This window comes from Allofournierella massiliensis, assembly GCF_964241245.1.
GTDB classification, from domain to species: Bacteria; Bacillota; Clostridia; order Oscillospirales; family Ruminococcaceae; genus Allofournierella; species Allofournierella massiliensis.
Window position 1 is genome coordinate 71,407 of sequence record NZ_CAXSWZ010000012.1, and the last position, 24,888, is coordinate 96,294.

Annotated in this window: 27 protein-coding genes and 1 tRNA gene; 25 read left to right on the forward strand and 3 right to left on the reverse strand. The window is 58.6% G+C overall.

Annotated features, from left to right (window positions below; all coding sequences use genetic code 11):
* Positions 1–10: 10 nt before the first annotated feature.
* From rplO to ACESYO_RS08255, 17 genes are all read left to right on the forward strand, one after another.
* The gene (gene rplO, locus ACESYO_RS08175; RefSeq protein WP_058965286.1) at positions 11–451 is read left to right on the forward strand and encodes a 50S ribosomal protein L15; all 441 of its coding nucleotides are present in this window, start codon (positions 11–13) and stop codon (positions 449–451) included.
* A gap of 1 nt (position 452) precedes the next feature.
* Positions 453–1,748: a preprotein translocase subunit SecY gene (gene secY / locus ACESYO_RS08180; protein ID WP_373209753.1), complete on the forward strand. Its 1,296-nt coding sequence runs from the start codon at positions 453–455 to the stop codon at positions 1,746–1,748.
* A gap of 40 nt (positions 1,749–1,788) precedes the next feature.
* Complete coding sequence (locus tag ACESYO_RS08185) at positions 1,789–2,421, forward strand: adenylate kinase (RefSeq protein WP_058965284.1); 633 nt, start codon at positions 1,789–1,791, stop codon at positions 2,419–2,421.
* Between the two features lie 5 nt (positions 2,422–2,426).
* Complete coding sequence (map, locus tag ACESYO_RS08190) at positions 2,427–3,200, forward strand: type I methionyl aminopeptidase (RefSeq protein ID WP_058965331.1); 774 nt, start codon at positions 2,427–2,429, stop codon at positions 3,198–3,200.
* On the forward strand, positions 3,188–3,439 hold the full coding sequence (locus ACESYO_RS08195; protein WP_058965283.1) for a KOW domain-containing RNA-binding protein: 252 nt from the start codon (positions 3,188–3,190) through the stop codon (positions 3,437–3,439). Before map ends, ACESYO_RS08195 begins: the two co-directional genes overlap by 13 nt.
* Before the next feature lie 20 nt (positions 3,440–3,459).
* Positions 3,460–3,678 (forward strand): translation initiation factor IF-1, encoded by a 219-nt coding sequence (gene infA / locus ACESYO_RS08200; RefSeq protein ID WP_058965282.1) that lies wholly within the window; start codon positions 3,460–3,462, stop codon positions 3,676–3,678.
* Positions 3,679–3,711: 33 nt separating this feature from the next.
* Complete coding sequence (gene rpmJ, locus ACESYO_RS08205) at positions 3,712–3,825, forward strand: 50S ribosomal protein L36 (protein WP_058965281.1); 114 nt, start codon at positions 3,712–3,714, stop codon at positions 3,823–3,825.
* 94 nt (positions 3,826–3,919) lie between these two features.
* Positions 3,920–4,291, forward strand: a complete 372-nt coding sequence (gene rpsM / locus ACESYO_RS08210) for a 30S ribosomal protein S13 (protein ID WP_058965280.1) — start codon at positions 3,920–3,922, stop codon at positions 4,289–4,291.
* Between the two features lie 15 nt (positions 4,292–4,306).
* Positions 4,307–4,714, forward strand: a complete 408-nt coding sequence (gene rpsK, locus ACESYO_RS08215) for a 30S ribosomal protein S11 (protein ID WP_058965279.1) — start codon at positions 4,307–4,309, stop codon at positions 4,712–4,714.
* A gap of 21 nt (positions 4,715–4,735) precedes the next feature.
* Positions 4,736–5,338 carry a 30S ribosomal protein S4 gene (gene rpsD, locus ACESYO_RS08220; RefSeq protein WP_058965278.1) on the forward strand — a complete coding sequence of 201 codons (603 nt, stop codon included), beginning with the start codon at positions 4,736–4,738 and terminating at the stop codon, positions 5,336–5,338.
* Between the two features lie 79 nt (positions 5,339–5,417).
* Positions 5,418–6,374 carry a DNA-directed RNA polymerase subunit alpha gene (locus ACESYO_RS08225; RefSeq protein ID WP_058965277.1) on the forward strand — a complete coding sequence of 319 codons (957 nt, stop codon included), beginning with the start codon at positions 5,418–5,420 and terminating at the stop codon, positions 6,372–6,374.
* 23 nt (positions 6,375–6,397) lie between these two features.
* Positions 6,398–6,739, forward strand: a complete 342-nt coding sequence (gene rplQ / locus ACESYO_RS08230) for a 50S ribosomal protein L17 (RefSeq protein ID WP_058965276.1) — start codon at positions 6,398–6,400, stop codon at positions 6,737–6,739.
* Positions 6,740–6,987: 248 nt separating this feature from the next.
* Complete coding sequence (locus ACESYO_RS08235) at positions 6,988–7,842, forward strand: SAM hydrolase/SAM-dependent halogenase family protein (protein WP_058965275.1); 855 nt, start codon at positions 6,988–6,990, stop codon at positions 7,840–7,842.
* A gap of 88 nt (positions 7,843–7,930) precedes the next feature.
* On the forward strand, positions 7,931–8,464 hold the full coding sequence (locus ACESYO_RS08240; RefSeq protein WP_457851514.1) for an ECF-type riboflavin transporter substrate-binding protein: 534 nt from the start codon (positions 7,931–7,933) through the stop codon (positions 8,462–8,464).
* Positions 8,465–8,662: 198 nt separating this feature from the next.
* A complete protein-coding gene (locus tag ACESYO_RS08245) occupies positions 8,663–10,384 on the forward strand; it encodes an ABC transporter ATP-binding protein (RefSeq protein WP_283129294.1) in 1,722 nt (573 codons plus the stop codon).
* The gene (locus tag ACESYO_RS08250) at positions 10,369–11,202 is read left to right on the forward strand and encodes an energy-coupling factor transporter transmembrane component T family protein (protein ID WP_058965272.1); all 834 of its coding nucleotides are present in this window, start codon (positions 10,369–10,371) and stop codon (positions 11,200–11,202) included. The genes ACESYO_RS08245 and ACESYO_RS08250 overlap by 16 nt, the downstream gene beginning before the upstream one ends.
* Positions 11,203–11,573: 371 nt before the next feature.
* Positions 11,574–12,722, forward strand: a complete 1,149-nt coding sequence (locus tag ACESYO_RS08255; protein ID WP_276871691.1) for a ribose-phosphate pyrophosphokinase — start codon at positions 11,574–11,576, stop codon at positions 12,720–12,722.
* Positions 12,723–12,805: 83 nt separating this feature from the next.
* Here the strand turns inward: ACESYO_RS08255 and ACESYO_RS08260 are convergent, their stop codons facing one another.
* Positions 12,806–13,078: a metal-sensing transcriptional repressor gene (locus ACESYO_RS08260; RefSeq protein WP_058965270.1), complete on the reverse strand. Its 273-nt coding sequence runs from the start codon at positions 13,076–13,078 to the stop codon at positions 12,806–12,808.
* Positions 13,079–13,221: 143 nt separating this feature from the next.
* Entirely contained in the window at positions 13,222–14,814 is a 1,593-nt protein-coding gene (locus ACESYO_RS08265) for an ABC transporter substrate-binding protein (RefSeq protein WP_373209755.1), read from the reverse strand.
* Between the two features lie 315 nt (positions 14,815–15,129).
* Between ACESYO_RS08265 and murD the strand changes: the two genes are divergently transcribed.
* From murD to fucO, 7 genes are all read left to right on the forward strand, one after another.
* A complete protein-coding gene (murD, locus tag ACESYO_RS08270; RefSeq protein ID WP_058965268.1) occupies positions 15,130–16,521 on the forward strand; it encodes a UDP-N-acetylmuramoyl-L-alanine--D-glutamate ligase in 1,392 nt (463 codons plus the stop codon).
* Positions 16,522–16,529: 8 nt separating this feature from the next.
* Positions 16,530–17,297, forward strand: coding sequence for a GNAT family N-acetyltransferase (locus ACESYO_RS08275; protein WP_373209756.1), 768 nt, complete (start codon positions 16,530–16,532; stop codon positions 17,295–17,297).
* A gap of 47 nt (positions 17,298–17,344) precedes the next feature.
* Positions 17,345–18,604, forward strand: coding sequence for a methionine gamma-lyase family protein (locus tag ACESYO_RS08280; RefSeq protein ID WP_373209757.1), 1,260 nt, complete (start codon positions 17,345–17,347; stop codon positions 18,602–18,604).
* A 361-nt stretch (positions 18,605–18,965) separates the two neighbouring features.
* On the forward strand, positions 18,966–20,246 hold the full coding sequence (locus ACESYO_RS08285; protein WP_058965265.1) for a cation:proton antiporter: 1,281 nt from the start codon (positions 18,966–18,968) through the stop codon (positions 20,244–20,246).
* Between the two features lie 129 nt (positions 20,247–20,375).
* Positions 20,376–20,451: transfer RNA gene (locus ACESYO_RS08290), tRNA-Asn, on the forward strand.
* 581 nt (positions 20,452–21,032) lie between these two features.
* Positions 21,033–21,593 (forward strand): TetR/AcrR family transcriptional regulator C-terminal domain-containing protein, encoded by a 561-nt coding sequence (locus tag ACESYO_RS08295; RefSeq protein WP_058965264.1) that lies wholly within the window; start codon positions 21,033–21,035, stop codon positions 21,591–21,593.
* A gap of 176 nt (positions 21,594–21,769) precedes the next feature.
* Positions 21,770–22,918: a lactaldehyde reductase gene (fucO, locus tag ACESYO_RS08300; protein ID WP_373209758.1), complete on the forward strand. Its 1,149-nt coding sequence runs from the start codon at positions 21,770–21,772 to the stop codon at positions 22,916–22,918.
* Positions 22,919–22,986: 68 nt separating this feature from the next.
* On the opposite strand, the gene ACESYO_RS08305 is transcribed toward fucO, so the two are convergent.
* Positions 22,987–23,673: a sigma-70 family RNA polymerase sigma factor gene (locus tag ACESYO_RS08305; protein WP_058965262.1), complete on the reverse strand. Its 687-nt coding sequence runs from the start codon at positions 23,671–23,673 to the stop codon at positions 22,987–22,989.
* 181 nt (positions 23,674–23,854) lie between these two features.
* On the opposite strand from ACESYO_RS08305, the gene ACESYO_RS08310 reads away from it, so the two are divergent.
* Positions 23,855–24,736 (forward strand): hypothetical protein, encoded by an 882-nt coding sequence (locus ACESYO_RS08310; protein WP_058965261.1) that lies wholly within the window; start codon positions 23,855–23,857, stop codon positions 24,734–24,736.
* Positions 24,737–24,888 lie beyond the last annotated feature (152 nt).

The following is a 24,888-nucleotide window of genomic DNA, read 5'->3' on the forward strand; positions in this document are numbered from 1 at the left end:
GTGCAAGCAATTGAAGCTTCATGAATTACAGCCCGCTCAGGGCTCCAACACCGCTGCAAAGCGGAAGGGCCGCGGCCACGGCAGCGGCAACGGCAAGACCGCTGGCTACGGCCACAAGGGTCAGAAAGCTCGCTCCGGCGTCAAGAAGGCCGGTTTCGAAGGCGGCCAGATGCCCCTGCAGCGTCGTCTGCCCAAGCGCGGTTTCAACAACATCTTTGCCACCAAGTACGCCAACGTCAAGATCAGCGACCTGGAAGCGAAGTTCGAGGCCGGCAGCGTAGTGGATACCAAGGCTCTGGTAGAGGCTGGTATCATCAAAAAGTCTCTGGACGGCATCAAGGTCCTGGGCAACGGCGAGCTGACCAAGGCTCTGACCGTTCAGGCCGCCGCCTTCACTGCTTCTGCTAAAGAGAAGATCGAAAAGGCAGGCGGAAAGGCCGAGGTGATCTAAGGTGTTTGATACGTTCCGGAATGCGTGGAAGATCCCTGAGCTGCGCAAAAAACTTCTGTTCACCCTTCTGGTGATCGTGATCTTCCGGATTGGCTGCGTCATCACTGTGCCGTACATCAATCCGGAAGCGCTGCAGCTGTTCGCAGGCGGTACCGGCAACATGCTGGACTACCTGAACATGATGAGCGGCGGTGCCTTGTCGCAGTGCGCGATTTTCGCGTTGGGCGTTACTCCTTATATCAATGCCTCGATCATTATTCAGCTGCTCACCGTGGCCATCCCGGCCCTGGAGCGGCTGAGCAAGGAAGGCGAAGAGGGCCGGCGCAAGCTGACCCGCATCACCCGCTACACCGGCGCCGGCATTGCGCTGGTGATGAGCGTGGGCTACTATCTGGTTCTGCGCAGCTACACCGGCGTGCTGGCCTACACCACCGGCTGGGAGGCCATCTTCTCCGCTGTGGTTATCGTGTTCAGCTTCACCGGCGGCGCGCAGCTGCTCACCTGGATGGGCGAGCAGATCGACTTCAAGGGCATCGGTAACGGCATCTCGCTGCTGATTTTCGCGGGCATCGTATCCCGCTGGGGCAACGTGATCACCACTGCCCGCACCATGATCACCAACGCCATGAACGGCGAGATCAAGTACTTCATCCTGATCCCGGTGATCCTGATCCTGGCTCTGGCGGCCATCGTGTTCGTGGTCATCCTGACCAACGCCGAGCGCCGCATTCCCGTGCAGTATGCAAAGCGCGTTGTGGGCCGCAAGATGTATGGCGGTCAGTCCAGCCACATCCCCCTGAAGGTGAACATGAGCGGCGTTATGCCCATCATCTTCGCCAGCGCCCTGCTGAGCATCCCCGGCACCATTGCCAGCTTTATCCAGACGGACAGCCCCATCTGGCAAGGCTTCTTCAGCGTGTTCAACTACAACAGCCTGCTGTACGCTGTGCTGTACCTGCTGCTGATCCTGGCCTTTAACTACTTCTATGTAGCCATTCAGTACAACCCCGTTGAGATTGCCAACAACCTGCGCAAGAACAACGGCACCATCCCCGGCATCCGCCCGGGCAAACCCACCAGCGACTTCATCACCAAGTGCCTGTCCAAGATCACCTTTGTAGGTGCGATCTTCCTGGGCGTCATCGCCGTCATGCCCATCATCCTGGGCAACGTGGCCGGCATGAACATCCAGCTGGGCGGTACCAGCCTGCTGATCGTTGTGGGCGTGGCTCTGGACACCGGCCGCAGCATGGAAAGCTATATGCTGATGCGCCATCACAAGGGCTTCTTAGAGTAATGAAAATTTCAATGACCCATGAGAAAGGGGACAACCTGGTATGAATATCATCCTGTTAGGCGCTCCCGGAGCAGGTAAAGGCACTCAGGCGGAGGTAATCTGCGATACGCTGAAGATCCCCGCTGTGAGCACCGGCAACATCCTGCGGGCCGCAGTCAAGAACGGCACCGAGATGGGGCTGAAAGCTCAGGAGTTTATCGACAAAGGCGCGCTTGTCCCTGATTCCGTCATCATTGGCATCATCAAGGAACGTCTGGCTGAGCCGGACTGCGCCAATGGCTTCATTCTGGACGGCGTGCCCCGCACGGTTGCCCAGGCCGAGGCTCTGGAGCAGATGGGCGTGACCATCGACAAGGTGATCGACCTGGAAGTGGCGGACGAGATCATCATTCATCGCCTCGCCGGCCGCCGCGTTTGCTCGGCCTGCGGTGCGTCCTACCACGTGGAGAACAAGCCCAGCCGGGAGCCTGACCGGTGCGATCGCTGCGGCGGCGCGCTGATCATCCGCAAGGACGACGCTCCCGAAACCGTGAAGGGCCGTCTGAAGGCCTACCACGAGCTCACCGAGCCGCTGATCGCTTTCTACCGTGAACGCGGCAAGCTGGTGGTGGTAGAAGGTCATGAAAGCATTGCCGACACCAGCGAACTGCTGCTGAAAGCACTGGAGGCGTGAGCATCGTGATCCAGATCAAGAATGCCAAAGAGTTGGAGGTCATGCGGCGAGCCTGTGAAATCAGCGCCGCCGCCCTCCGGCTCGGGGGCGAGTCGATCGAGGCTGGTATTACCACCGCCGACATTGACAAAATTATTTATGACTATATCGTGAAGCAGGGCGCCAAGCCCAACTTCAAGGGGCTTTACGGCTTCCCGGGCACCGCGTGCATCAGTGTGAACGACGAGGTGATCCACGGCATCCCTTCCAAAAAGAAGGTGATCCGGCCCGGCGATATTGTCAGCATCGACACAGGCGCTGCCTGGGGCGGCTTCAACGGCGACAATGCCTGCACCTTCGGGTGCGGCAAGCTGGATCTGGAAGCCCAGCGGTTGCTGGATGTGACCCGCGAGTCGCTGCACAGAGGCATTCGTGCCGCGGTGTGCGGCGCCCGCATCGGCGACATCAGCAACGCCGTGCAGACCTATGTTGAGGAACATGGGTTCTCGGTGGTGCGCAGCTTTGTGGGCCACGGCGTGGGCAAAGAGCTCCACGAGGATCCGGAGGTGCCGAACTACGGTAAACCCGGGCGCGGCCCCCGGCTGGTCAGCGGCATGACGCTGGCCATTGAGCCCATGGTCAACCAGAAACACTATTCAGTGGCAACACAATCCGATGGATGGACGGTAAAAACGGCGGACGGCGGTCTTTCTGCCCATTTTGAGCACTCGATCGCCATTACCTCCGCAGGGCCGGTCGTCTTGACAAAGGACTGGGAGGGACCGGGATGGACTTTGTAAAAGGTCAGCTCGTTCGATCCCTTGCCGGTCGCGACAAGACCCGCACCTTTGCGGTAATGGCCGTGGAAGGCCAGATGCTTTCTCTCGCAGACGGCAGTCTGCGCAAAGTAAGCCGGCCGAAGGCCAAAAAGATAAGGCATGTGGCCCCCACCGCCACCGTCCTGCGGGAAGAGATTCTCGCAGACGACACACAGCTCAGTGAGGCGATCCGCGCCTATGACGCTGATCACCCCATGTAAACTCACGAGGAGGGAAGAGCTTGTCTAAAGAAGACGTAATCGAAGTAGAGGGTACGGTCGTAGAGGCCCTGCCCAATGCCACCTTCCGGGTGGAGCTGGCAAACGGCCATCGGTTGCTGGCACACATCTCCGGCAAACTGCGGACCAACTTCATCCGCATCCTGCCCGGCGATAAAGTAACACTGGAAATGTCGCCCTATGATCTTACCAAGGGCCGCATCACCTGGCGCTCCAAGTAAGAGCGTCCTTGAGTCAAAAGGAGGTTCATCATCATGAAGGTTAAACCTTCCGTGAAACCCATCTGCGAAAAATGCAAGGTCATCAAGCGCAAAGGTCGCGTGATGGTCATCTGCGAAAACCCCAAGCACAAGCAGCGCCAGGGCTGATTTAAAGCCCAAAACGCTAGGGGGGCAAGTGCGTAGATTCCCGGCGCAGCCCCCGACATGGACATGGGATGTTAATTTAGGAGGTTTTTAAACTATGGCACGTATTGCCGGCGTTGACCTGCCCCGCGAGAAGCGCGTTGAAGTAGGCCTGACTTATATCTATGGCATTGGTCCCAGCACTGCTAAGCAGATTTTGGCTGGTACCGGTATCAATCCCGACACCCGCGTTAAGGACCTGACCGCTGAGGAAGAGGGTCTGATCCGTGAGTACCTGGACAAGAACAACATCATCGTGGAAGGTGACCTGCGCCGTAACGTTGCGCTGGACATCAAGCGTCTGGTGGAGGTTCAGTGCTACCGCGGTGTCCGCCATCGTAAGGGCCTGCCCGTTCATGGTCAGCGCACCAAGACCAATGCCCGTACCCGCAAAGGTCCCAAGCGCACTGTGGCGAACAAGAAGAAGTAAGGAGGAGCAAGAGAAATGGCAATCAAAGCTGCTGCTAAAAAGGGCGCCGTCCGCACCAAGCGGCGCGAGCGCAAGAACATTGAGCGCGGCGCTGCTCACATCCAGAGTACCTTTAACAATACCATTGTTACCATTACGGATACTCAGGGCAACACCGTTTCTTGGGCCAGCTCTGGCGGTCTGAACTTCCGTGGTTCCCGTAAGAGCACTCCGTTTGCTGCCCAGTCCGCTGCCGAGACCGCAGCGAAGGCCGCTATGGAGCATGGCATGAAGACTGTTGAAGTGTACGTGAAGGGCCCCGGCGCTGGCCGTGAGGCTGCCATCCGTGCCCTGCAGGCCACCGGTCTGGAAGTCAACATGATCAAAGACGTTACCCCCATCCCCCACAACGGCTGCCGTCCCCCGAAGCGCCGCCGCATTTGATCGAAAGGAGAAACACTAGTTATGGCTAAGAATATGCAGCCTATCGCAAAGCGCTGCCGCGCTCTGGGCATTTCTCCTGCTGTTATGGGTTATGCGAAGAAGAACACCAATCGCAATCCTGGCGGCCAGATGAGAAAGAAGAAGAGTGAGTACGCTCTTCAGTTGGCCGAAAAGCAGAAGGTCAAGTTCGTTTACGGCATCATGGAGCGTCAGTTCCGTTCCTACTACGAGAAGGCCAGCCGCATGCCCGGCAAGACCGGTGAGAACCTGCTGATCCTGGTGGAGCGCCGCCTGGACAACGTGGTTTACCGCCTGGGCTTTGCCGCTACCCGTCGTGAGGCTCGTCAGCTGGTGAGCCACGCTCACTTCACCGTGAACGGCAAGAAGGTTAACATTCCTTCTTACCTGGTGAAGGCTGGCGACGTGGTGGAGGTTGCCTCCGCCAGCCGCTCTTCCGTGAAGTTCAGCAAGCTGACCGGCGAGGACGCCCCCGTGGTTGCCCTGCCCCAGTGGCTGGATCGTGAGAAGAACTCTCTGAAGGGCACCGTTACCAAGCTGCCCGTTCGCGAGGACATCGACCTGCCGGTTGAGGAACACCTGATCGTTGAGTTGTACTCCAAGTAATAAGCTCAGCGCATAGGGAAAGCGAACAACAAAGGCCGGCCAAACGCGCTTTGGCCGGCCCACCAAGGAGGGTTTTACTATGATGGAGATTGAACGCCCCAGAATCGATACCACCAGCCTGTCTCCGGACGGCCGCTACGGCAAGTTCGTCGTTGAGCCTCTGGAGCGCGGTTTTGGTACCACCTTGGGCAATAGCTTACGGCGTGTCCTGCTTTCGTCGCTTCCCGGCGTTGCCGTCACCAGCGTAAAGATCGATGGCGTGGTCCACGAGTTCAGCACCATTCCCGGCGTGAAAGAAGACGTGACCGAGATCGTGCTGAATCTGAAGGGCATCGCAGCCAAGCTCTACGCCGACGGACCTGTCACCGTGCGCATCGAAGCGTCCGGTGAGGGGGAGGTTACTGCTGGCAGCATCAAACCCAGCGATGAGATCGAGGTGCTCAACCCCGAATGGCACATCGCCACCCTGGAAGACAACGGCAAGCTCGTGATGGAGCTGACCTTTGACAAGGGTCGCGGCTATGTGCCGGCAGAGCGTAACAAGCAGGCTGTACTGGAAAAGAACGACCTGAATGTTCTGCCCATCGACAGCATCTACACCCCCGTTCTGAAAGTCAACTACACGGTGGAAAACACCCGCGTTGGCCAGATCACCGACTACGACAAACTGACTCTGGAAGTTTGGACCGACGGCACCATCAACGCCAAAGAGGCTGTCAGCCTGGCGGCCCGCGTGCTGACCGAGCACCTGAACCTGTTTGTCAACCTGTCGGAAGAGGCCATGGGCGCTGAGATCATGGTGGAGAAGGACGACAAGGGCAAGGAGAAGGCTCTGGAGATGACCATCGAAGAGCTGGATCTGAGCGTGCGTTCCTTCAACTGCCTGAAGCGTGCCGGCATCAACACCGTGGAAGACTTGATTAACAAGTCCGAGGACGAAATGATGAAAGTTCGGAACCTCGGCCGCAAAAGCCTGGAAGAAGTCATGGCAAAGCTGGACTCCCTGGGCTTCACACTTACCAAAGACGACGAGTAATTACTGCAAAGGAGTGAAACGGGATGCCCGGTACCAGAAAACTCGGCCGGACCAGCGATCACCGCAACGCTATGCTGCGCGCTATGGTCACCTACCTGTTTGAAAACGGCAAAATCGAGACCACCGTTACCCGCGCCAAGGAAGTTCGTTCCATGGCGGAGAAGATGGTAACCCTGGGTAAGAAGGAAGATCTGCATTCCAAGCGCCAGGTCTTCTCCTACATTACCAAGGAGACTGTTGCCAAGAAAGTCATCGATGAGTACGGCCCCAAGTATGCCGACCGCAACGGCGGCTACACCCGCATCATCAAGATCGGCGCCCGCCGCGGCGATGCTGCCGAGATGGCGATCATCGAGCTGGTTTAATCAAAGCCTGCGATCCCTGCCCCGCAACGGGCAGGGATTTTTTTGTTGCGTTCCGTTTCAGGCCCAGGAAGGAAAAAACAGGGCCCCGCACTGGAATTTCACAGCAAAGAAGGCGTTGAAAATATTGACGGAATGAGCCGTGATGCCTATAATAAAAATTGTTGTTTTTACTGCTGCCTTACGGTGCGCAGGCGGCGCTGCCGCCCGCTGCCCGGGGCGATCCCATTGGCAAAGGAGCGAATCAACCCATGAAACCCTTGATCCTGCAATCCGACTTCGGCCTGGCAGACGGCGCGGTGAGCGCCATGTATGGTGTGGCGGAAGGCGTGTGTGACAGCCTGCGTGTATACGATCTGACCCATGACATCCCCCAGTATGACATCTGGGAGGCCAGCTACCGCCTGATTCAGACGGTGCAGTACTGGCCGGAGGGCAGCGTATTCGTAAGTGTGGTGGACCCGGGCGTGGGCAGTGACAGGCGCAGCATCGTGGCCAAGACCAGCGGCGGGCACTACATTGTTACGCCGGACAACGGCACCCTGACCCACATCAAGCGGATGAGCGGCATTGTGGAGGCCCGTGTGATTGACGAGACCCTCAACCGCCTGCCCAATTCCGGCGAGAGCTACACCTTCCATGGCCGCGATATCTACGCCTTCACCGGCGCACGGCTGGCCTCCGGCGTGATCAGCTGGGAGCAGGTTGGCCCGGCCATCGACCCGGCCAGCATCGTGGAGCTTCCGGTGGTGGACGCAGTGCTCAGCGGAGACGTGGTGAGCGGTACCATTGACGTGCTGGATGTGCGGTTCGGCAGCCTGTGGACCAACATTCCCCGCACCCTGTTTGCGTCGTTGAACATCGAGCATGGCCAGCGGGTGGAGATCACCATCAGCAACGATACCCGGGTGCTGTATAAAAACATCATGGTATATGCCAAGAGCTTTGCAGATGTGTATGTGGGCGAGCCGCTGCTGTATGTGAACAGTCTGGATAATCTGGCGGTGGCCATCAACCAGGGCAGCTTTGCCCGGGCCTACAACATCGGCACCGGCACCTCCTGGCGTATCAGCGTGCGCAAGGCGCCCCGCATGATCTACGAATAAGGTCCGCCCGGGCCGGAGTCAGGGATTTCTTGCGTGCCCCCGGCCCGTGATCCATACAAGAAAAAGTGAGGGAATCGTCATGAAAAAAATGTCTGTAAAAACCGTGGTCGCCATCGGTATTGGCGCGGCTCTGTTCTTTGTACTGGGTAAGATCTCCATTCCCACCCCGGTACCCAACACTTATGTAAGCCTGCAGTACGCCATTCAGGCCGTGTTCGCCGGCCTGTTCGGCCCCATTGCCGGCCTGGTGATCGGTCTGATCGGCCATGCTCTGGTGGACTTCACCGCCTACGGCCCCTGGTGGAGCTGGATCATCGCTTCCGGCGTGTTCGGTCTGCTGACCGGCCTGTTCCTGGGCAAGCTGGATCTGGAGAGCGGCGTGTTCGGCAAAAAGCAGATCATTCTGTTCAACGTTTCTCAGCTGATCGCCCATGTGATCTGCTGGGGCGTGGTGGCTCCCGTTCTGGACATCGTTATCTACAACGAGCCCATTGAGAAGCTGTTCGCCCAGGGCCTGACCGCCGGCATCGTGAACGCCATCACCACCGGTGTGGTGGGCACTGTGCTGCTGGTTGCCTACGCCAAGACCCGCACCAAGAAGGGCTCTCTGAACCGGGAGTAATTCTCCGGCCGGGTTGGCATTGATCCCGAGCACAGAGCGGGGCCTTCCGGCACTATGGGCCGAAAGCCCCGCTTTTTCATTGACAGGCGGGCCGGAATACAGCCTCGCCGCCTTTCCCGGGGAATGATTCCCCAAACAGACCCCCGCCGCCCCTCTTCCGGCGTGCGGGATTGAGCAACAAAAAACGGAGGAACCGCCGTGGCACAGCCCATTATCGAATTCAAGAACTTTGGTTTCCAGTATGACGCCCAGGCAGAACCCACTCTGTACAACATCGACCTGGCCATTCAGCCGGGGGAGCGGGTGCTGATTGCAGGCCCGTCCGGCAGCGGCAAAAGCACCATCGCCAGCTGCATCAACGGACTGATTCCCTTCAGCTATCCCGGCAAATGCACCGGTAGCCTGATGGTGGACGGTGTGGACGCACCCCATGCCAGCATTTTTGAACTGTCCAAGCATGTGGGCACTGTTCTGCAGGATCCGGACGGCCAGTTCATCGGCCTGACGGTGGGCGAGGACATCGCCTTTGCACTGGAGAACCAGTGTGTGGCCCAGCCGGAAATGAAGCAGACGGTGGAACGGGTGGCCCGCCTGGTGGACGTGGAGAACCTGCTGGATCAGGAGCCCCATGCCCTGAGCGGTGGCCAGAAGCAGCGTGTGAGTCTGGCCGGCGTAATGGTGGACGATGTGAAGGTGCTGCTGTTCGATGAACCGCTGGCCAATCTGGACCCGGCTGCCGGCAAGCAGACCATCGAGTTGATTGATCAGATACAGAAAAAGACCGGCGCAACGGTGATCATCATCGAGCATCGGCTTGAGGATGTGCTCTGGCGCAGTGTGGATCGGATCGTGCTCATGGGTGAGGGCCGCATTCTGGCGGACACCACCCCCGAGGCATTGCTGGCAGGAGATCAACTGACCGAAAACGGCATCCGGGAGCCGCTGTATATCACTGCGTTGAAATACGCCGGCGTTTCCCTGGAGGCGGAGAAAAAGCCTGCCCATGTGAACACGCTGCTCCTTACCGAACAGGACAAGGCGGCAGTGCGGGACTGGTACCGGCAAACGGTGGTTCGGCCCCAGCCGCCCGCAGCCGCTCCGCTGCTGGAGGTAAAGGATCTGTGCTTTGGTTACAGCGAAGGCGTTACCAACCTGCGGGATGTGAGCTTTACCCTGAACGAGGGCGAGATGGTGAGCATCGTGGGCCGAAACGGCGCGGGCAAAAGCACGCTGGCCAAGCTGATCTGCGGCTTTGAAACGCCCCGCAGCGGCAGTATCCGGCTGAATGGCCGGGATCTGGCGGGGGATACCATCAAGGAACGGGCCGCACACATCGGCTATGTGATGCAGAATCCCAACCAGATGATCAGCCAGAGCCTGATTTTTGACGAGGTGGCGCTGGGCCTGCGCACCGCAAAGCTCCCGGAGGATGAGGTGGAGCGCCGGGTGAATGAGGCGCTCACCGTATGCGGGCTGTATCCCTTCCGGAAATGGCCGGTTTCCGCCCTTTCCTTCGGGCAGAAAAAGCGGGTGACCATCGCCAGCGTGCTGGTGATGCAGCCCCGTGTGCTGATTCTGGACGAGCCTACCGCCGGACAGGATTTCCGCCATTACACCGAGATCATGGAATTTCTGCGCAGCCTGAACCAGAAGGGCTACACGGTGATCATGGTCACCCACGACATGCACCTGATGCTGGAATACACCAGCCGGGCGCTGGTATTCAGCCAGAGCCGCATGATCGGTGATCTGCCCCCCGCCCGGCTGCTGTGCAGCGAGGAGCTGGTGGAGCAGGCGGCTCTGAAGGAAACAAGCCTGTTCACGCTGGCTCAGCAGTGCGGCATTCAGCCGCCGGAGGCCTTTGTGCAGCATTTTATTGACTACGACCGGGAGGTACGCGACAAGTGGCAAACAGTCTGATCCTTTCCTATCTGCCCCGGGGCAGTGTGGTGCACAAGCTCACCGGAACCACAAAGCTGATTGTGTTTCTGCTGTTCAGCGTTGCCACCATGGTCACCTACGATACCCGGGTACTGGTGGTGTTTCTGGTGATGAGCCTGGCCATCTTCAAGATCAGCCGGGTACGTTACCGGGACGTGAAGCTCATCCTCTGGATGGCCTTTGTGTTCCTTTTGCTGAACAACCTGTTCGTCTATCTGTTCAAGCCGGAATACGGCGTGGAGATCTATCAGAGCCGCACCCTGCTGGTGCAGCTGGTGGGGCCCTATACCCTCACCGCGCAGCAGCTGTTCTACCATTTGAACATGACGCTGAAGGTGGTGGTGGTCATTCCGCTGGCACTGGTGTTCATTCTGTGCACCGATCCCAGCGAGTTTGCCGCCAGTCTGGCCAGCATCGGTGTGAGCTATCGCATTGGCTATGCGGTGGCGCTGGCACTGCGCTACATTCCGGATGTGCAGCGTGATTACCACAACATCAATCAGGCCCAGCAGGCCCGTGGCGTGGACATTTCCGGCAAGGACAAGCTGATGGATCGGCTGAAGGGCAGTGCGAATATCCTGCTGCCGCTGATTCTGGGCAGTCTGAACCGCATTGAGGTGATTTCCAACGCCATGGAGCTGCGTGGCTTCGGTAAGAACAAAAGCCGCACCTGGTACGCCAAACGACCCTTTGCCACCCGGGACTGGGTGGTGCTGATTCTGGGCACGGTGATTGCACTGGGCTCGCTGGTCATCACCTTCTGGGATGGCAGCCGTTACTACAACCCCTTTGTATAATAAACATAAAATCAAAAGCCCGGAGCTCTGCCGCAGAGCCCCGGGCTTTTGCGTACAGGCCGATAAAAATTGGGCATAATAGCAAGGATATGACGAAAAGTTTGGTTATTTTGATAGAGAAATAACGGCTGATCGGGCGTTGCAAATCAGGTTTACGGGAGGGCAGGCTGCGGGAAAAAACGAAAAACATTGGGCAAAACGCCCAACTTTTCTCCGGCGGGAGAACATACACCCGGGCAAGCCGCAGAAAATGACGAAAAGAAGAGAATTGCTGAGCACAAAAGTAAATTTTATGTTAATATTAAGTTGAACTGTATGTGCCCTGTAATCGGGCGATAACAACCATTTAACAACGTAAGGAGCGTTTAACGATGTATCAAGCCAACGGTACAGAGAGCCTCATGGCAAACAGCGGCGTTGCCGAACTCGGTCTGATCGCGACCCCCGGCGCTCAGGAGCTGACCGCCCTGATCGACCGTCATCTGGTGGTGTGGGCCCGTGAAAAGGGTGTAGACCGCGAGACCTTCATCATCCCCAGCGAGTGCCCCCGCTTTTCTTCCGGCGACGGCAAGGGTGTGATCCGTCAGAGCGTTCGCGGCGACGATTTGTACTTTGTGGTGGATGTGGGCAACTACAGCTGCAAGTACAAGATGTTCGGCAACGAGAACTGCATGAGCCCGGATGACCACTATCAGGATCTGAAGCGCCTGATCCAGGCCGCTTCCGGCAAGGCCCGCCGCATCACCGTGATCATGCCCCTGCTCTACGGCAGCCGTCAGCATCGCCGCTCCTACCGGGAAAGCCTGGACTGCGCCTACGCGCTGCAGGAGCTGCACAGCATGGGTGTGGAAAACATCATCACCTTCGACGCCCACGATCCCCGCGTTTCCAATGCGGTGCCTCTGATGGGTATGGACAACGTGATGCCCACCTATCAGGTGCTCAAGACCATGTTCAAGTGCATCGAGGACTTCAAGCCCAACCGTGACAACTTCATGGTCATCAGCCCGGACGAAGGCGCCATCAACCGCAACATGTACTACTCCAGCGTGCTGGCTGTGAACCTGGGCATGTTCTACAAGCGCCGTGACTACTCCCGTATCGTGAATGGCCGCAACCCCATTGTGGCTCACGAGTACCTGGGCGAGAGCGTGGAAGGCAAGGACGTATTCATTGCCGACGACATCATCTCCTCCGGCGAGAGCATGCTGGACATTGGCTACGAGCTGAAAAAGCGCGGCGCCAAGCGCATCTTCTGCTACGCCACCTACGCCATCTACACCAACGGCCTGGCCGAGTTCGACAAGGCCTACCAGGATGGCATCATCTCCGGTGTGTTCGGCACCAACCTGACCTACCGTACCCCCGAGCTGCTCAGCCGTGAGTGGTTCCATGAGGTGGATGTGTCCAAGTATATCGCTCACTTTATTGACGCGATCAACCACGACATGAGCATCGGCGACATCATCGATCCTCACAGCAAGATCGACGCTCTGCTGAAGAGCTACAACGTGAAGTAAGCAAAACGCTCCGTTATAAAAGCAAAACACCGCCCCGGCGTTCCATCAGGAAGGTCGGGGCGGTGTTTTTGATTGATTGGTGGTCATTTCAGCTTGGCAAACTGGTCAATGGCGGTCTGAAGCTGGGCAATCACCTGATCGGTATCCTCGCCGCTGCGCACGCAGTGCTCCAGATGCTCGGTGAGAATCAGCTTGGCCACCTGAGTGATGGCACTGTTCACGCTGGAAAGCTGGGTCAGCAGATCGCCGCAGGGGCGGCCTTCATTGACCATTTCCCGAATGCCGTTCAGCTGGCCGCTGATGCGGGCAAGACGGCGGTTTACGTCGGCGGAATGTTTGCAGTGGGTGCAGTGCATGGCGGTTCCTCCTTGCCTGGGGAAAATGAAAAAAGACGGACGAAACTTCGCCGCAGAGCATTTTCCGCGGCAGATTTGAAAACAGAACACCCGGCGCGGCCGAAAAATCGGGCCTGCCGGGTGCGTATGAACGGGGGATGAAATCAGCCACCCGTGTAGGTTGCCCAGGTGAGATCCAGCACCGGCCCGAAGGGATCGAACACCACATGCTCCACACCCTGAGCCATGACCAGCGCCTGATCCTGATACCACAGGGGGGCAATGGCACCGCCGGCCAGCAGTGTCTGCTCCGCCTGAGCGATCTGCCCGGCATCCGGTGCCAGCTGGCCGGCCAGTTGACGGAGCTGGCTGTCGAATCCGGCGGATTCCCAGCCGGTGAAGGCGCCGTCGGCAAACTGCTGCAGGAAGGTTACGCAATCCTCGCTGGAGGGAGAGAAGGGCAGCAGAGCAATCTGATAATCCCCTTCGGCCACCGTGCTTTCCAGCTCATCCAGCGGCATGGCCTTCAGGGTGAAATAGGCCGAGAACGCGCCCAGCTCTTTCTGCCACTGCTGGCTGATCTGTTCGATCAGAGCCTGGTAATCAGCGCCTTCCGGATACAGCACCTGAATGCCGCTGAACTGCTGCAGGCCGGCCTCGCTCAGCCCGGCGCGGCAGCTTTCCTTCACATCGCTCACGGTGGGCATCTGACCGCCCACGGTATCCCGGTAGCCGGAACCGTTCACCTCCATGGCGGGCGGAATCAGGCCGTCGGCAGTGCTGAACCCGGCGGGAAGGGTTTCGATTCCCATGGCACTTGCGCCCAGGGCCAGCCGCACATTTTGGGATGCCAGCTGTTTGTCCTCGCAGTTGAACACCAGTGCCCAGGTGGTGGCGGTATAGGGGATGCTGGGAAGGCTGCCGGCGGAGGATGCTTCGTCGATGGCGGCGGTCACATCTCCGGCGGCCACGGCAGCCGCGCCGGTGGCTGCCGGTTTGCTCTGGGCGACCGAGGTGCCGGAGGCGGGGGCCGGTGTGAGGGTGGACTGCGCGGTGGTATCCAGCACGATGCGCAGGCTGGTGATCAGGCTGCCGCTGGCACTGCGGCGCAGGAACAGACCGTTTTCGTTCCAGTTGTACAGATAAAAATGACCGTTGGCCAGTGTGGTGGCAGCGCTCAGACCGTAGGCACCGGCACTGTGCTCAAAAAACTCCTCGTTGCAGGGCATGGCGCCCGGCTGGGCCAGCTTTTCCAGAAATGCCGGATCCGGGGCGTTCAGTTGGTAGACTACCGTGCGCTCGTCCGGGGCACTCACACCCAGCGTGCCGCCTTCGGCGCCTTTCAGGTTGGAAAAAAGCTCCCGATAGGGGCTGTTGGTTTCTTCCCGGAAAACCCGCTCCATGCCGAACACAAAGTCTGCAGCGGTGAGGGGATATTCCTTTTCGTGTTTTTTCAGCTTGGTATAGGCCAGATCCTCTTTCAGGGTAAAGGTGTAGGTCAGGCCGTCCTTGCTTACGGTGTAGCTTTCGGCGCAGTCCAGAACCGCGTCGCCATTTTCATCAATGCGGGTCAGGCCCCGGTAAAGGTTGGTTACGGCAATGCGTTCAGGGCTTTCCTGCGCAATCTGCGGGTCCAGGTTGGCGGGAACATGATCCACACGCCAGGTGAAGCTGGCCCCGCTGGAGCCGCAGCCGGTCAGAAATCCGGCAGTCAGAACAAGGCAGAGCAGGATGCAGAGAATACGATGGAATCTCATGGGAAAAGGTCCTTTCGGTAAACGGCACAGTGGGCCGGTGATGGTACAAAAAGTGCATGGACATACATATTTAGCTTATCAAAAAAACGGGGAAAATACAAACCCGGAGGGCGGCAAAGAAGTGCAAAATCAGAAAATAAACTGTAAATTTTAAAAAGAAGAAAATATTTCCGGCCCAAAACAGCCAAAATGCGGGGTTCATCCCGGGGTTCTGGTTGCGCGGGCGGCCAAAAGTGACTATAATAGCAAGAGACCATTTGCATCACACCAGTCAAAATAAAAGATATGTTCCAGAAAGAAGAGGGGTTTTGCGTTATGCAGCAGGATAAGCAGCGGCTGGCCGCGTTTATCAAAGGGAAAAAGGTAGCCTTTATCGGCGCGGGCGTAAGCCACAAAACGCTGATCGGGCAGTTCTGCGCCATGGGGGCAAAGGTGACCCTGTGCGACAAAAAGCAGCTGGCGGATTTTGGCGATTACGCCGATACGCTGAACCAGCTGGGCGTGGCCCTGAGCCTGGGCGAGGATTATCTGAACGGTCTGGCCGGGCAGGACATCATCATGCGCACGCCGGGCTTTGAGTACTACACCCCGGCCCTGCAGGCGGCCAAAGCCGCAGGCAGTCTGGTGACCAGCGAAATGGAGCTGTTCTTCGAATACTGCCCCTGCGAGATCACCGCCGTCACCGGCTCGGACGGCAAGACCACCACCACCAGCCTGATTGCCGCCATGTTTGAGGCGGCGGGCCGCACCGTGCATCTGGGCGGCAATATCGGCCGTGCCCTGCTGCCCATCCTGGATCAGATCGACCCGGCGGACGAAGCAGTGGTGGAGCTGTCCAGCTTCCAGCTGATCAGCATGCGCCGCAGCCCCAAGGTGGCGGTGGTTACCAATGTGACCCCCAACCATCTGGATCACCACAAGGATATGCAGGAGTATGTGGACGCCAAGCGGAACATCCTGCTCTGGCAGGATGAGACCTGCCGGGCGGTGCTGGGCTACGAGAACGAGATCACCCGCGGCATGCAGGCGGACTGCAAGGGAACCCAGTGCTGGTTTACCCGTCTGCGAGAGACCGATAACGGCGCCTTCCTGCGGCAGGACGGCATGCTCTGCATGGCGGAGAACGGTACCGTGACCCCCATCCTGCACAAGGACGAGATCAAGCTGCGGGGCGTGCACAACATTGAGAACCTGCTGGCGGCCTGTGCCGCCGTGTGGGGCCGGGTGCCGGTGGAGGCCATGGCCAGTGTGGGTTCCAGTTTCACCGGCGTGGAACACCGCATCGAGCCGGTTCGCCTGCTGGACGGCGTGCAGTGGTACAACGATTCCATTGCCTCCAGCCCCACCCGCACCATTGCGGGTCTGCGCAGCTTTGACCAGAAGATCATCATCATTGCCGGCGGTTACGACAAGAAGATTCCCTACGAGCCGCTGGCCCCGGAAATTCTGGCTCATGTGAAGGTTCTGGTGCTCATGGGCCAGACCGGCCCCAAGATCGAGGCGGCGGTGCGCGCCTGCCCCGGCTTTGCGGAAAGCGGCCTGATCATCGAGCACGCAAAGGATATGGCCGAAGCGGTACAGCTGGCTCGAAAGAACGCCAAACCCGGCGACGTGGTCAGCCTGTCGCCTGCGTCCGCCAGCTTTGATCTGTACCCCAACTTTGAGGTGCGCGGCCGTCACTTTAAGGAACTGGTGAACGCCCTGTGATCTGCGCGGTGAATTCCGCACAGACCCGGCGGCGATTTGAAGCCGCGCTGGCCGATCCCCGGTCGGCCGGCGTGGCCTGCCAGTTGGGAGCGCTGCAAGCGGTATTCGGCTCGCTGCCCGGCTCCGGCTGGCGGTTTTATACCGGCGGAGAAGGGGAAGCCCCTTTTGCGCTGGGCGTGCGGGGGGCGTCCGCTCTGCTGGCTGGCCCGGCGGATGCGGAGGAGCTGGCGGGCTTTCTGGGCTTTTGCGGGGTGCAGCAGCTGCGCACCACAGCTGCGGTGCCGAAAGGCTGGCAGCCAAAAGTGCGGTTTGTCCGCATGATCCTGCCTGCCGGTGCCACGCTGCCCCGGCAGCCTGCGCCGGAGAAAATCCGGTTGAATGAGTGTCCCGGTGTGGGGCAGGTGACCGACCTGTTCTGCCGGGGCGAGAGCCTGGGCAGCGGGGCAGAGGATGCCCGGGACTGCTTTTACAGCGAGACCTGCACGCTGGTGAACCATGGCCGGGCCCTGATCTGGGCGGCGCAGGCCCCGGATGGGGAGCTGGTTGCCACCGCGGGCGCCTACGCGCTCTGGAACCAAACCGCCTATCTGGCCGGCGTGGAAACGCTGCAAGGCCACAGAGGCCGGGGCGTGGGGCGCTTCCTTGTCTGTGCGCTGGTGAACCGGCTGGCCGGGCAGGGGAATACGGTGGAGTTGCTGTGTACACCGGAGCGTGCCGGTTTTTACCGGGCGCTGGGATTTGAACGAGAAGGCGAAGTGGGCAGCTTCGGCCCCTGAAAAAGAGCTGCCTGTTATCAATACGAGAAAAGAGGATATTATCATACATGATCGAGCAATTTTTTGATGTGAGCCCCCGTTTTCAGGAGCTGGACGCCCGTGCCATGGAGCTGTGCCGCCCGGAATTCGAGAAAATCGACGCCATTCGGGACTACAACCAGGTGAAGATGCTCAAGGCCTTTACCGATAACCGGGTGGCCGCCACCCACATGATGGGCAGCACCGGCTACGGCTACGACGATGCGGGCCGTGACCGTCTGGATCAGGTGTTTGCACAGGTGATGGGCGCGGAGGATGCCCTCTGCCGTCCCCATTTCCTGTCCGGCACCCATGCGCTCACCGTGGCGCTGTTCGGCCTGCTGCGTGCGGGCGACACCCTGCTGGCCGCCACCGGCCGCCCTTACGACACGCTGGAGGGCGTGATCGGCATTGGTGATGCGGGCAAGGGTTGCGGTACGCTGGCGGAGTACGGCGTGAAATACGACGAAGCCCCCCTGCAGAACGGCCAGCCGGACTATGCACTGATTGCGGAGAAGGCAAAGAACGCCACCGTCTGCCATATCCAGCGCAGCCGGGGCTATTCCAGCCGGGCCGCCTTTGATCTGGCCACTATTGAAAAGGTGATTCGCACCGCCAAAGAGGCCAACCCCAACGTGGTGGTCATGGTGGATAACTGCTACGGCGAGTTCACCCAGACTGCGGAACCCACCAGCGTGGGCGCGGATCTGATTGTGGGCAGTCTGATCAAGAATCCCGGCGGCGGCATTGCCCCCACCGGCGGCTATGTGGCCGGCCGGGCGGATCTGGTGGAAAAGTGCGCCCACCGGCTCACTGCCCCCGGCACCGGCCGGGAGCTGGGCTGCACGCTGGACAGCCTGCGCCAGCTGTATCTGGGCCTGTACTATGCCCCCGGCGTGACCGCCGAGGCCATCAAGACCAGCATCTACGCCAGCTGCCTGCTGGATCTGCTGGGCAAGAACCCTCTGCCCAAGTACACCGACCCCCGCAACGACATCATCACCAGCTTCGAGACCGGTGATCCGGAGGCCATGGTGGCCTTCTGTCAGGGCATTCAGGCAGGCAGCCCGGTGGACAGCTTTGCTGCCCCGGAGCCCTACGCCATGCCCGGCTATACCAGCGAGGTAATCATGGCGGCAGGCGCCTTCACCAATGGCAGCAGCATCGAGCTCAGCTGCGACGGCCCCATGCGCCCGCCCTACACTGTTTACCTGCAGGGTGGCCTGAACTTTGCGGCCAGCCGTGCAGGCGTGCTGCTGGCGGCTCAGAAGGCATTCGGGGAATGCTGAGACGGAAAAACATGTATAAAAGATCCCTGTGCCGGCCCCGGCATGGGGATTTTTTGTGTTTTATTTTGTACGAACAGAAGAAAAACGGTTGAAGAAAAATTGATATAATTTTGTAAGAACTGAAATGTTTCTGCAAGAAAAGAAGCGAAAATGAACATAATTCACAAAATTAATGATGGATCGATGAAGAAACTGGATATTCTGTTTGTTTGTGAAATATTGCTAAAAAACTGACAAAGTTTTTTGCTCTGTATAAGTAAAAATGTGAAAAAAACGGCGCTTGCCATTTGTGATTGATTTGTGTATAATGCCTTGGTGCCCCAAAGCAAAGAGAGAGTATAAATTGGGAGGAATCAACGAAATGTCTTATGATTTTTTGTGGCAGATCGCTCTGATCCTGGTAAGCACCAAGGTATGCGGCCTGATTACCCGCCGCTTCCAGATGCCCCAGGTGGTAGGCGCTCTGCTGGCAGGTTTGCTGCTGGGTCCTGCTGTGTTTGGCCTGCTGCCCAGCGACAGTGAAATGATCAAGCAGCTGGCGGAGCTGGGCGTGATCGTGATCATGTTCTCTGCCGGTATGGAAACCGACATTCGCGACCTGAAGAATGCCGGTAAGTCCGGTTTTCTGGTGGCGATACTGGGCGTTCTGGTGCCGCTGTTCGGCGGCGCGGGTCTGGCTGCCTGGCTGGCTCCCACCGAGAACATGCTGCAGAACTTCTTCATCGGCACCGTGCTGACCGCCACTTCCGTGAGCATCACGGTGGAGGCCCTGCGTGAGATGGGCCGTCTGCAGAGCCGGGTGGGCAACACCATTCTGGCCGCTGCCATCATCGACGATATTCTGGGCATCATTGCCCTGACCATTATGACCAGCCTGGGCGGCGGCGGTGAGAGCATTGCCATCGTGCTGCTGAAGATCGTGCTGTTCCTGGTGGTCTGCTGCTTTGTGTATGTGGTTGGCCTGAAGGCGCTGGACTGGTACATTGAGCATACCGGCCGCAAGGATCTGCGGCGTTTCCCCATTGCGGCCTTCGTGGTCTGCCTGATGATGGCCTGGATCGCCGAGCACTTCTTCGGCGTGGCCGACATTACCGGTGCCTTCGCCGCCGGCCTGATGATCGGCGCCACCAAGAAGGCTGGCTATATTGCTTCCAAGTTTGAGCCGGTGCAGTACCTGTTCCTGGCTCCTGTGTTCTTCGCCAGCATCGGCATGACCGTGGTGCTGCCTGCCATGAACACCCAGATCGTGATCTTCAGCATTCTGCTGGTGGTGGTTGCGGTTCTGTCCAAGTGGCTGGGCTGCGGTGTGGGTGCCAAGCTGTGCGGCTTTTCCACCCGTGAATGCAACCAGATCGGCCTGGGCATGGTATGCCGCGGCGAGGTTGCGCTGATCGTTGCCAACAAGGGCGCGGAAGTGGGCCTGATGCCGGACGCACTGTTCGGACCCGTGATCATCATGGTTATTATCAGCACCATTCTGACCCCGATTCTGCTGAAGCTGGCATACCGCGGCGAGGACGCTCTGAATCTGGAGGAGAGCCCGCTGGAGAACCGCAGCGAAGCGCTGGAACAGCTGGACATCGTTACCGACCAGCTGCTTACCCGCGAGCAGGAAATCAAGGAAAAGAACCAGAAACACTGATCCGTTTTTCTATGCGGGCCCTGAGAAAGGGCCCGCATAATTTTTTTCAAAAAAGGAAAAAAGGGCTTGCATTCTTTATTGAGTTGTGTTATATTATTAAAGTCGCCGAACGGAAAGGCGACCGGATATTCCTCCTTAGCTCAGTCGGTAGAGCATGCGGCTGTTAACCGCAGGGTCGTTGGTTCGAGCCCAACAGGGGGAGCCAGAAAAAAGCGCATCGGGTAACCGGTGCGCTTTTTCTTTTGTAAAACACCCAACGACCCTGTGCGTTCACAGCCGCAAGAACTGACGGGGTGAGGCAGAGCAAAACCGGCCGCACAGACAAAACGGCGCGGGGCGGCTGTTCACTGCGCCGGAGCTGATCTGAGCCCAGTGGGCGATGCAGCGAAGCGGAGGTGGGCCCGGAAACAGAGCGATGTGCTGCGGGCAAAAGCCCGCGGTGCAGCGCGACAATTTCCGGGCTCGGAATGGTCGTTGGTTCGAGCCGGGCAGGGGGAGCCGCGTCGGTCAGGGCTGCGCTTTGTTCAAAACGTCCGGCTCTGGCCGGAACGTTTCTCACACCGCTCCGCCTGCCCTCCTTTTTCCCACAAAATCCTGCGGGGCAGGCTTTCGCGGGGGCCCTTTTTTTGCACATCGGGTAGCCGGTGCACTTTTTCTTTTTATAGGGCACAAACAATCCTGTGCGTCGGCACTCGCAAAAGCTGCACAGGCGGCAAATATCGTGACTTTGCAGCAGGTTTGTGATAAAGTAAAGAGGAGAAGATTTGCCAAAAGGAGGCGCCCGCCATGGAATCCGCGCTCAAAACCAAATACAAGCTGGCCAATGCCCTGAAAGAACTGGTGGGCCGCGAACCTCTGGACAAAATCACCGTCAAACAGATTGTGGAGGGCTGCGGTGTGAGCCGCCAGACCTTCTATCGCTGCTTTCTGGATAAATATGATCTGGTAAACTGGTATTTCGAGCGACTGGTGGAGCAGTCCTTCAAGGAGATGGGCGTGAGCCTTACCCTGCGGGAGGGCCTTCTGAACAAGTTCCGTTTCATCAAGGCGGAGCAGAGCTTTTTTGCCTGCGCCTTCGGCAGCCACGATGCCAACTCGCTGATGGCTTACGACTACGAGTATATCTACCGTTTTTACAGCGAAATCATCACCCGCAAAACCGGCGCGCCCCTTACGGAAGATGTGGCGTTCCTTCTGGAAATGTACTGCCGTGCATCCATCCAGATGACCGCAAGCTGGGCGGTGAGCGGTATGAAACGCAGCCCGGAACAGATGGTGGAGCTGCTCATTGAGGCGATGCCCCAGCGGCTGGAGTTGCTGCTGCGGGATCTGCATCCGGAAGCCTGAAATCTGCCTTTCCGGCCTTTTTGATAAAATTATGAAATGTGACACTGGGATTCATGTGTAACTTGTAAAAGGGAAAACCACGTTGTTATAATAATAACAGTGAAGCGCTTCCCGCAGGGTTGCAGCGGAAGAAGCGTCCCGGTTTTACTTTCATAACAAAAAGGAGAGGTTTACCCATGGCTAACCGCATTGTTCTGAACACCATTTCCTATCATGGCAAGGGTGCCATTGAAAACATCGTTCCCGAGCTGACCGCCCGCGGCTACGAAAAGGCTTTTGTCTGCTCCGACCCCGATCTGGTCAAGTTCGGTGTGACCAAGAAGGTTACCGATCTGCTGGATGCTGCCGGCTTCGCTTACGAAGTTTACAGCGAGATTAAGCCCAACCCCACCATCGAGAATGTACAGCATGGCGTTGAGGCCTTCAAGGCTTCCGGTGCGGACTGCATCGTGACCATCGGTGGCGGCTCCTCCATGGATACCGCCAAGGCCATCGGCATCATCATCAACAACCCCGAGTTCGCCGACGTGCGCAGCCTGGAGGGCGTTGCTCCCACCAAGAAGCACGCTGTGTTCACCATCGCTGTTCCCACCACCGCCGGCACCGCTGCCGAGGTTACCATCAACTACGTCATCACCGACGTGGAGAAGAAGCGCAAGTTCGTTTGTGTGGACACCAACGACATCCCCGAGGTTGCCGTGGTTGATCCCGATATGATGAGCAGCATGCCCAAGGGCCTGACCGCTGCCACCGGTATGGACGCTCTGACCCATGCCATTGAGGGTTACATCACCAAGGGCGCCTGGGAAATGACCGATATGTTCCATCTGAAGGCCATCGAGCTGATCTCCAAGCACCTGCGTGGCGCTGTGGCCAACACTCCGGAAGGCCGTGAGGGCATGGCACTGGCTCAGTACATCGCCGGTCAGGGCTTCTCCAACGTGGGCCTGGGCATCGTGCACAGCATGGCTCACAGCCTGGGCGCTGTTTACGACACCCCCCACGGTGTTGCCAACGCCATCCTGCTGCCCACTGTGATGGAGTACAACGCTCCCGCTACCGGAGAGAAGTACCGCGATATCGCCAAGGCCATGGGCGTGGAAGGCACCGAGACCATGACCCGCGACGAGTACATCAAGGCCGCTGTGGACGCTGTGAAGAAGCTGAGCACCGACGTGGGCATCCCCGCCGACCTGAAGGAGATCGTGAAGGAAGAGGACGTGCAGTTCCTGTCTGAGTCCGCTTACGCCGATGCCTGCCGCCCCGGCAACCCCCGCGACACCAGCGTGGAGGAGATCGCTGCTCTGTACCGCAGCCTGCTGTAAACAATATTTTGCATCTGCTTTGTGCGCCCCGAGTTCGCTCGGGGCGCATTTTTATTGGTGTATTTGGATCATCGCGCCGGATCCAGCTGCGCCCGCAGCTCCTGTACCGCCGCCTTTTCAATTCGGGAAACATAGCTTCTGCTGATTCCCAGCAGCTGAGCCACCTGCTGCTGGGTCAGCGGGGGTTGGCCGCTCAGGCCGTAGCGGAGCAGAATCACCTGCCGTTCCCGGCCGGTGAGCTGCTGCACCAGCGTGCGCAGTCGGCTGGATTCCTCCCGACACTCGCAGTCCTCGTCCAGAAGAAAATCATCCGGTACCACATCCAGCACGGTCAGATGGCTGCCGTCCTTGCTGGTCTGAATCGGCTCCTGCATGGAAAGGGTAAGGGGAGCCTTCCGTTCCCGCCGAAGATGCATCCGTATCTCATTTTCAATGCAGCGGGACGCATAGGTGGAAAAGCGCACCTGCTTGGTGCTGTCGAAGCTGCTCACCGCCTTGATCAGCCCGATGGTGCCGATGCTGATCAGATCCTCCGCATCGCCGGGCAGGGCGCAGTATTTTTTTACGATGTGGGCCACAAGGCGCAGGTTGTGGCGGATGATGGTGTCCCGTGCGTCGGCATCGCCCCGGCGAAGGGCCGCGAAGGCCTCCACCTCTTGCCTAGGTGTCAGCGGGCGGGGAAAGCTGCCGCTTTCCAGATGAAGCGCCAGATACAGCACCTGACTGGCCAGAAACTGCAAAAATACCTCGAGCATACAAAAAGCCTCCTTTTTTGCGTATATGCGAAAAATCGGCGTGTCTCGCCTGTTACAGCCTATGCGCCCGGAAGGCAGGGCAAGACCCGGAAAAGGAGTCCATGCTGCGGAAAAACGGCGGCAGTGTTATAATGAAGAAAAAGACCGGAGAAAACCACCGGAACGAATCGGAGGAAAGTGTATGCAGCCGGAGAAGAAGGAGAAAAAGCAGTTTTACCTGAAATGGCCCTGGAATCTGGTGGTCTATATCCTGCTGGTGGTTCTGTTTCGCGTTTTTTCCATCCCGCTGATTTTGCTGCTGATGTGGTGGAACAAAAAGCAGCAGCCGGGCGGCCCGGCGGAGGGGTATTGCATGCAGCGCGCCCGGGGCCAGCTGATCCAGCTGGTGTGGGCGGCCGTCGCCCTGCTGATGGCTGCGGCCGGTGCGGCCTATCTGACCCTTTCCTGGAATGCGGACAAAACCGGCTGGGATTCTATGGAGTACATCAAGCTGGCAGCTGCCGGTCTGCTGGCGGTGGGAGGAGTGCTGGTCGCCGGGTATCTGGCCTACACCGGTTTGCGGGATGCTTTCTGCCCGGAGAAAAGCCGGCTGGCCCAGTCCATCCGGGATCAGCTGCCCTATCCGGAGGAAGCGCCGCCGGTGAAGGAGCTGTTTGCCATGGTGGATGAGGATCTTTGCCGGAATGGGCAGTGGTTCGGGAAACTGGCAGTGGGCAGTGAGTGGGTTCTGGGCGACGAGGCGGTTATGATTTCTCACATCCGGGGTGCTTTCTGGCAGGATCAAATCAGAACCAGACGCAGCGGAAACCGGGTCAGTACCACCCGTATTCTGGAGCTCTGGATTCTGGACAATCGCCAGCAGTGCCACTCCACCGCTTTCCGCCTGCCAAAAGAGCTGCAGGCCGCGGTGGAATGCCTGCGCCAGCGGGTTCCGGCCGCTGTGTTCGGGGAATACGATTCCCGGGAATACAACGACTGCATTCATGCCGACGAGCAGCAGTGGTATTTCATGGAGCAGGAATATGAGCGCCGCAAGGCACAGCTGGAGCAGGGGAGCCGGTGAACCATTCTGCCGGGCTGCGATTTGAAGCATTCCAATCAGAAACAAAACAGACCGCACAAAACAATGTGCGGTCTGTCAGCCTGTCGAAAAAGGTCACCGAAAGGTGGCCTTTTTCTCGTATTGAGGAAAAGAAAGCGGTATAATAGTGTGGG

Coding starts and splice junctions, on each gene's coding strand:
- ACESYO_RS08285 (WP_058965265.1), top strand. CDS start 18,966: ATGTCTTATGATTTTTTGTGGCAGATCGCTCTGATCCTGGTAAGCACC.
- rpsD (WP_058965278.1), top strand. CDS start 4,736: ATGGCTAAGAATATGCAGCCTATCGCAAAGCGCTGCCGCGCTCTGGGC.
- ACESYO_RS08240 (WP_457851514.1), top strand. CDS start 7,931: ATGTCTGTAAAAACCGTGGTCGCCATCGGTATTGGCGCGGCTCTGTTC.
- ACESYO_RS08260 (WP_058965270.1), bottom strand. CDS start 13,078: ATGCACTGCACCCACTGCAAACATTCCGCCGACGTAAACCGCCGTCTT.
- ACESYO_RS08305 (WP_058965262.1), bottom strand. CDS start 23,673: ATGCTCGAGGTATTTTTGCAGTTTCTGGCCAGTCAGGTGCTGTATCTG.
- ACESYO_RS08195 (WP_058965283.1), top strand. CDS start 3,188: ATGGACTTTGTAAAAGGTCAGCTCGTTCGATCCCTTGCCGGTCGCGAC.
- ACESYO_RS08295 (WP_058965264.1), top strand. CDS start 21,033: ATGGAATCCGCGCTCAAAACCAAATACAAGCTGGCCAATGCCCTGAAA.
- rpsM (WP_058965280.1), top strand. CDS start 3,920: ATGGCACGTATTGCCGGCGTTGACCTGCCCCGCGAGAAGCGCGTTGAA.
- murD (WP_058965268.1), top strand. CDS start 15,130: ATGCAGCAGGATAAGCAGCGGCTGGCCGCGTTTATCAAAGGGAAAAAG.
- fucO (WP_373209758.1), top strand. CDS start 21,770: ATGGCTAACCGCATTGTTCTGAACACCATTTCCTATCATGGCAAGGGT.
- ACESYO_RS08185 (WP_058965284.1), top strand. CDS start 1,789: ATGAATATCATCCTGTTAGGCGCTCCCGGAGCAGGTAAAGGCACTCAG.
- ACESYO_RS08310 (WP_058965261.1), top strand. CDS start 23,855: ATGCAGCCGGAGAAGAAGGAGAAAAAGCAGTTTTACCTGAAATGGCCC.
- ACESYO_RS08280 (WP_373209757.1), top strand. CDS start 17,345: ATGATCGAGCAATTTTTTGATGTGAGCCCCCGTTTTCAGGAGCTGGAC.
- ACESYO_RS08235 (WP_058965275.1), top strand. CDS start 6,988: ATGAAACCCTTGATCCTGCAATCCGACTTCGGCCTGGCAGACGGCGCG.
- ACESYO_RS08265 (WP_373209755.1), bottom strand. CDS start 14,814: ATGAGATTCCATCGTATTCTCTGCATCCTGCTCTGCCTTGTTCTGACT.
- rpsK (WP_058965279.1), top strand. CDS start 4,307: ATGGCAATCAAAGCTGCTGCTAAAAAGGGCGCCGTCCGCACCAAGCGG.
- rplQ (WP_058965276.1), top strand. CDS start 6,398: ATGCCCGGTACCAGAAAACTCGGCCGGACCAGCGATCACCGCAACGCT.
- rpmJ (WP_058965281.1), top strand. CDS start 3,712: ATGAAGGTTAAACCTTCCGTGAAACCCATCTGCGAAAAATGCAAGGTC.
- ACESYO_RS08225 (WP_058965277.1), top strand. CDS start 5,418: ATGATGGAGATTGAACGCCCCAGAATCGATACCACCAGCCTGTCTCCG.
- ACESYO_RS08255 (WP_276871691.1), top strand. CDS start 11,574: ATGTATCAAGCCAACGGTACAGAGAGCCTCATGGCAAACAGCGGCGTT.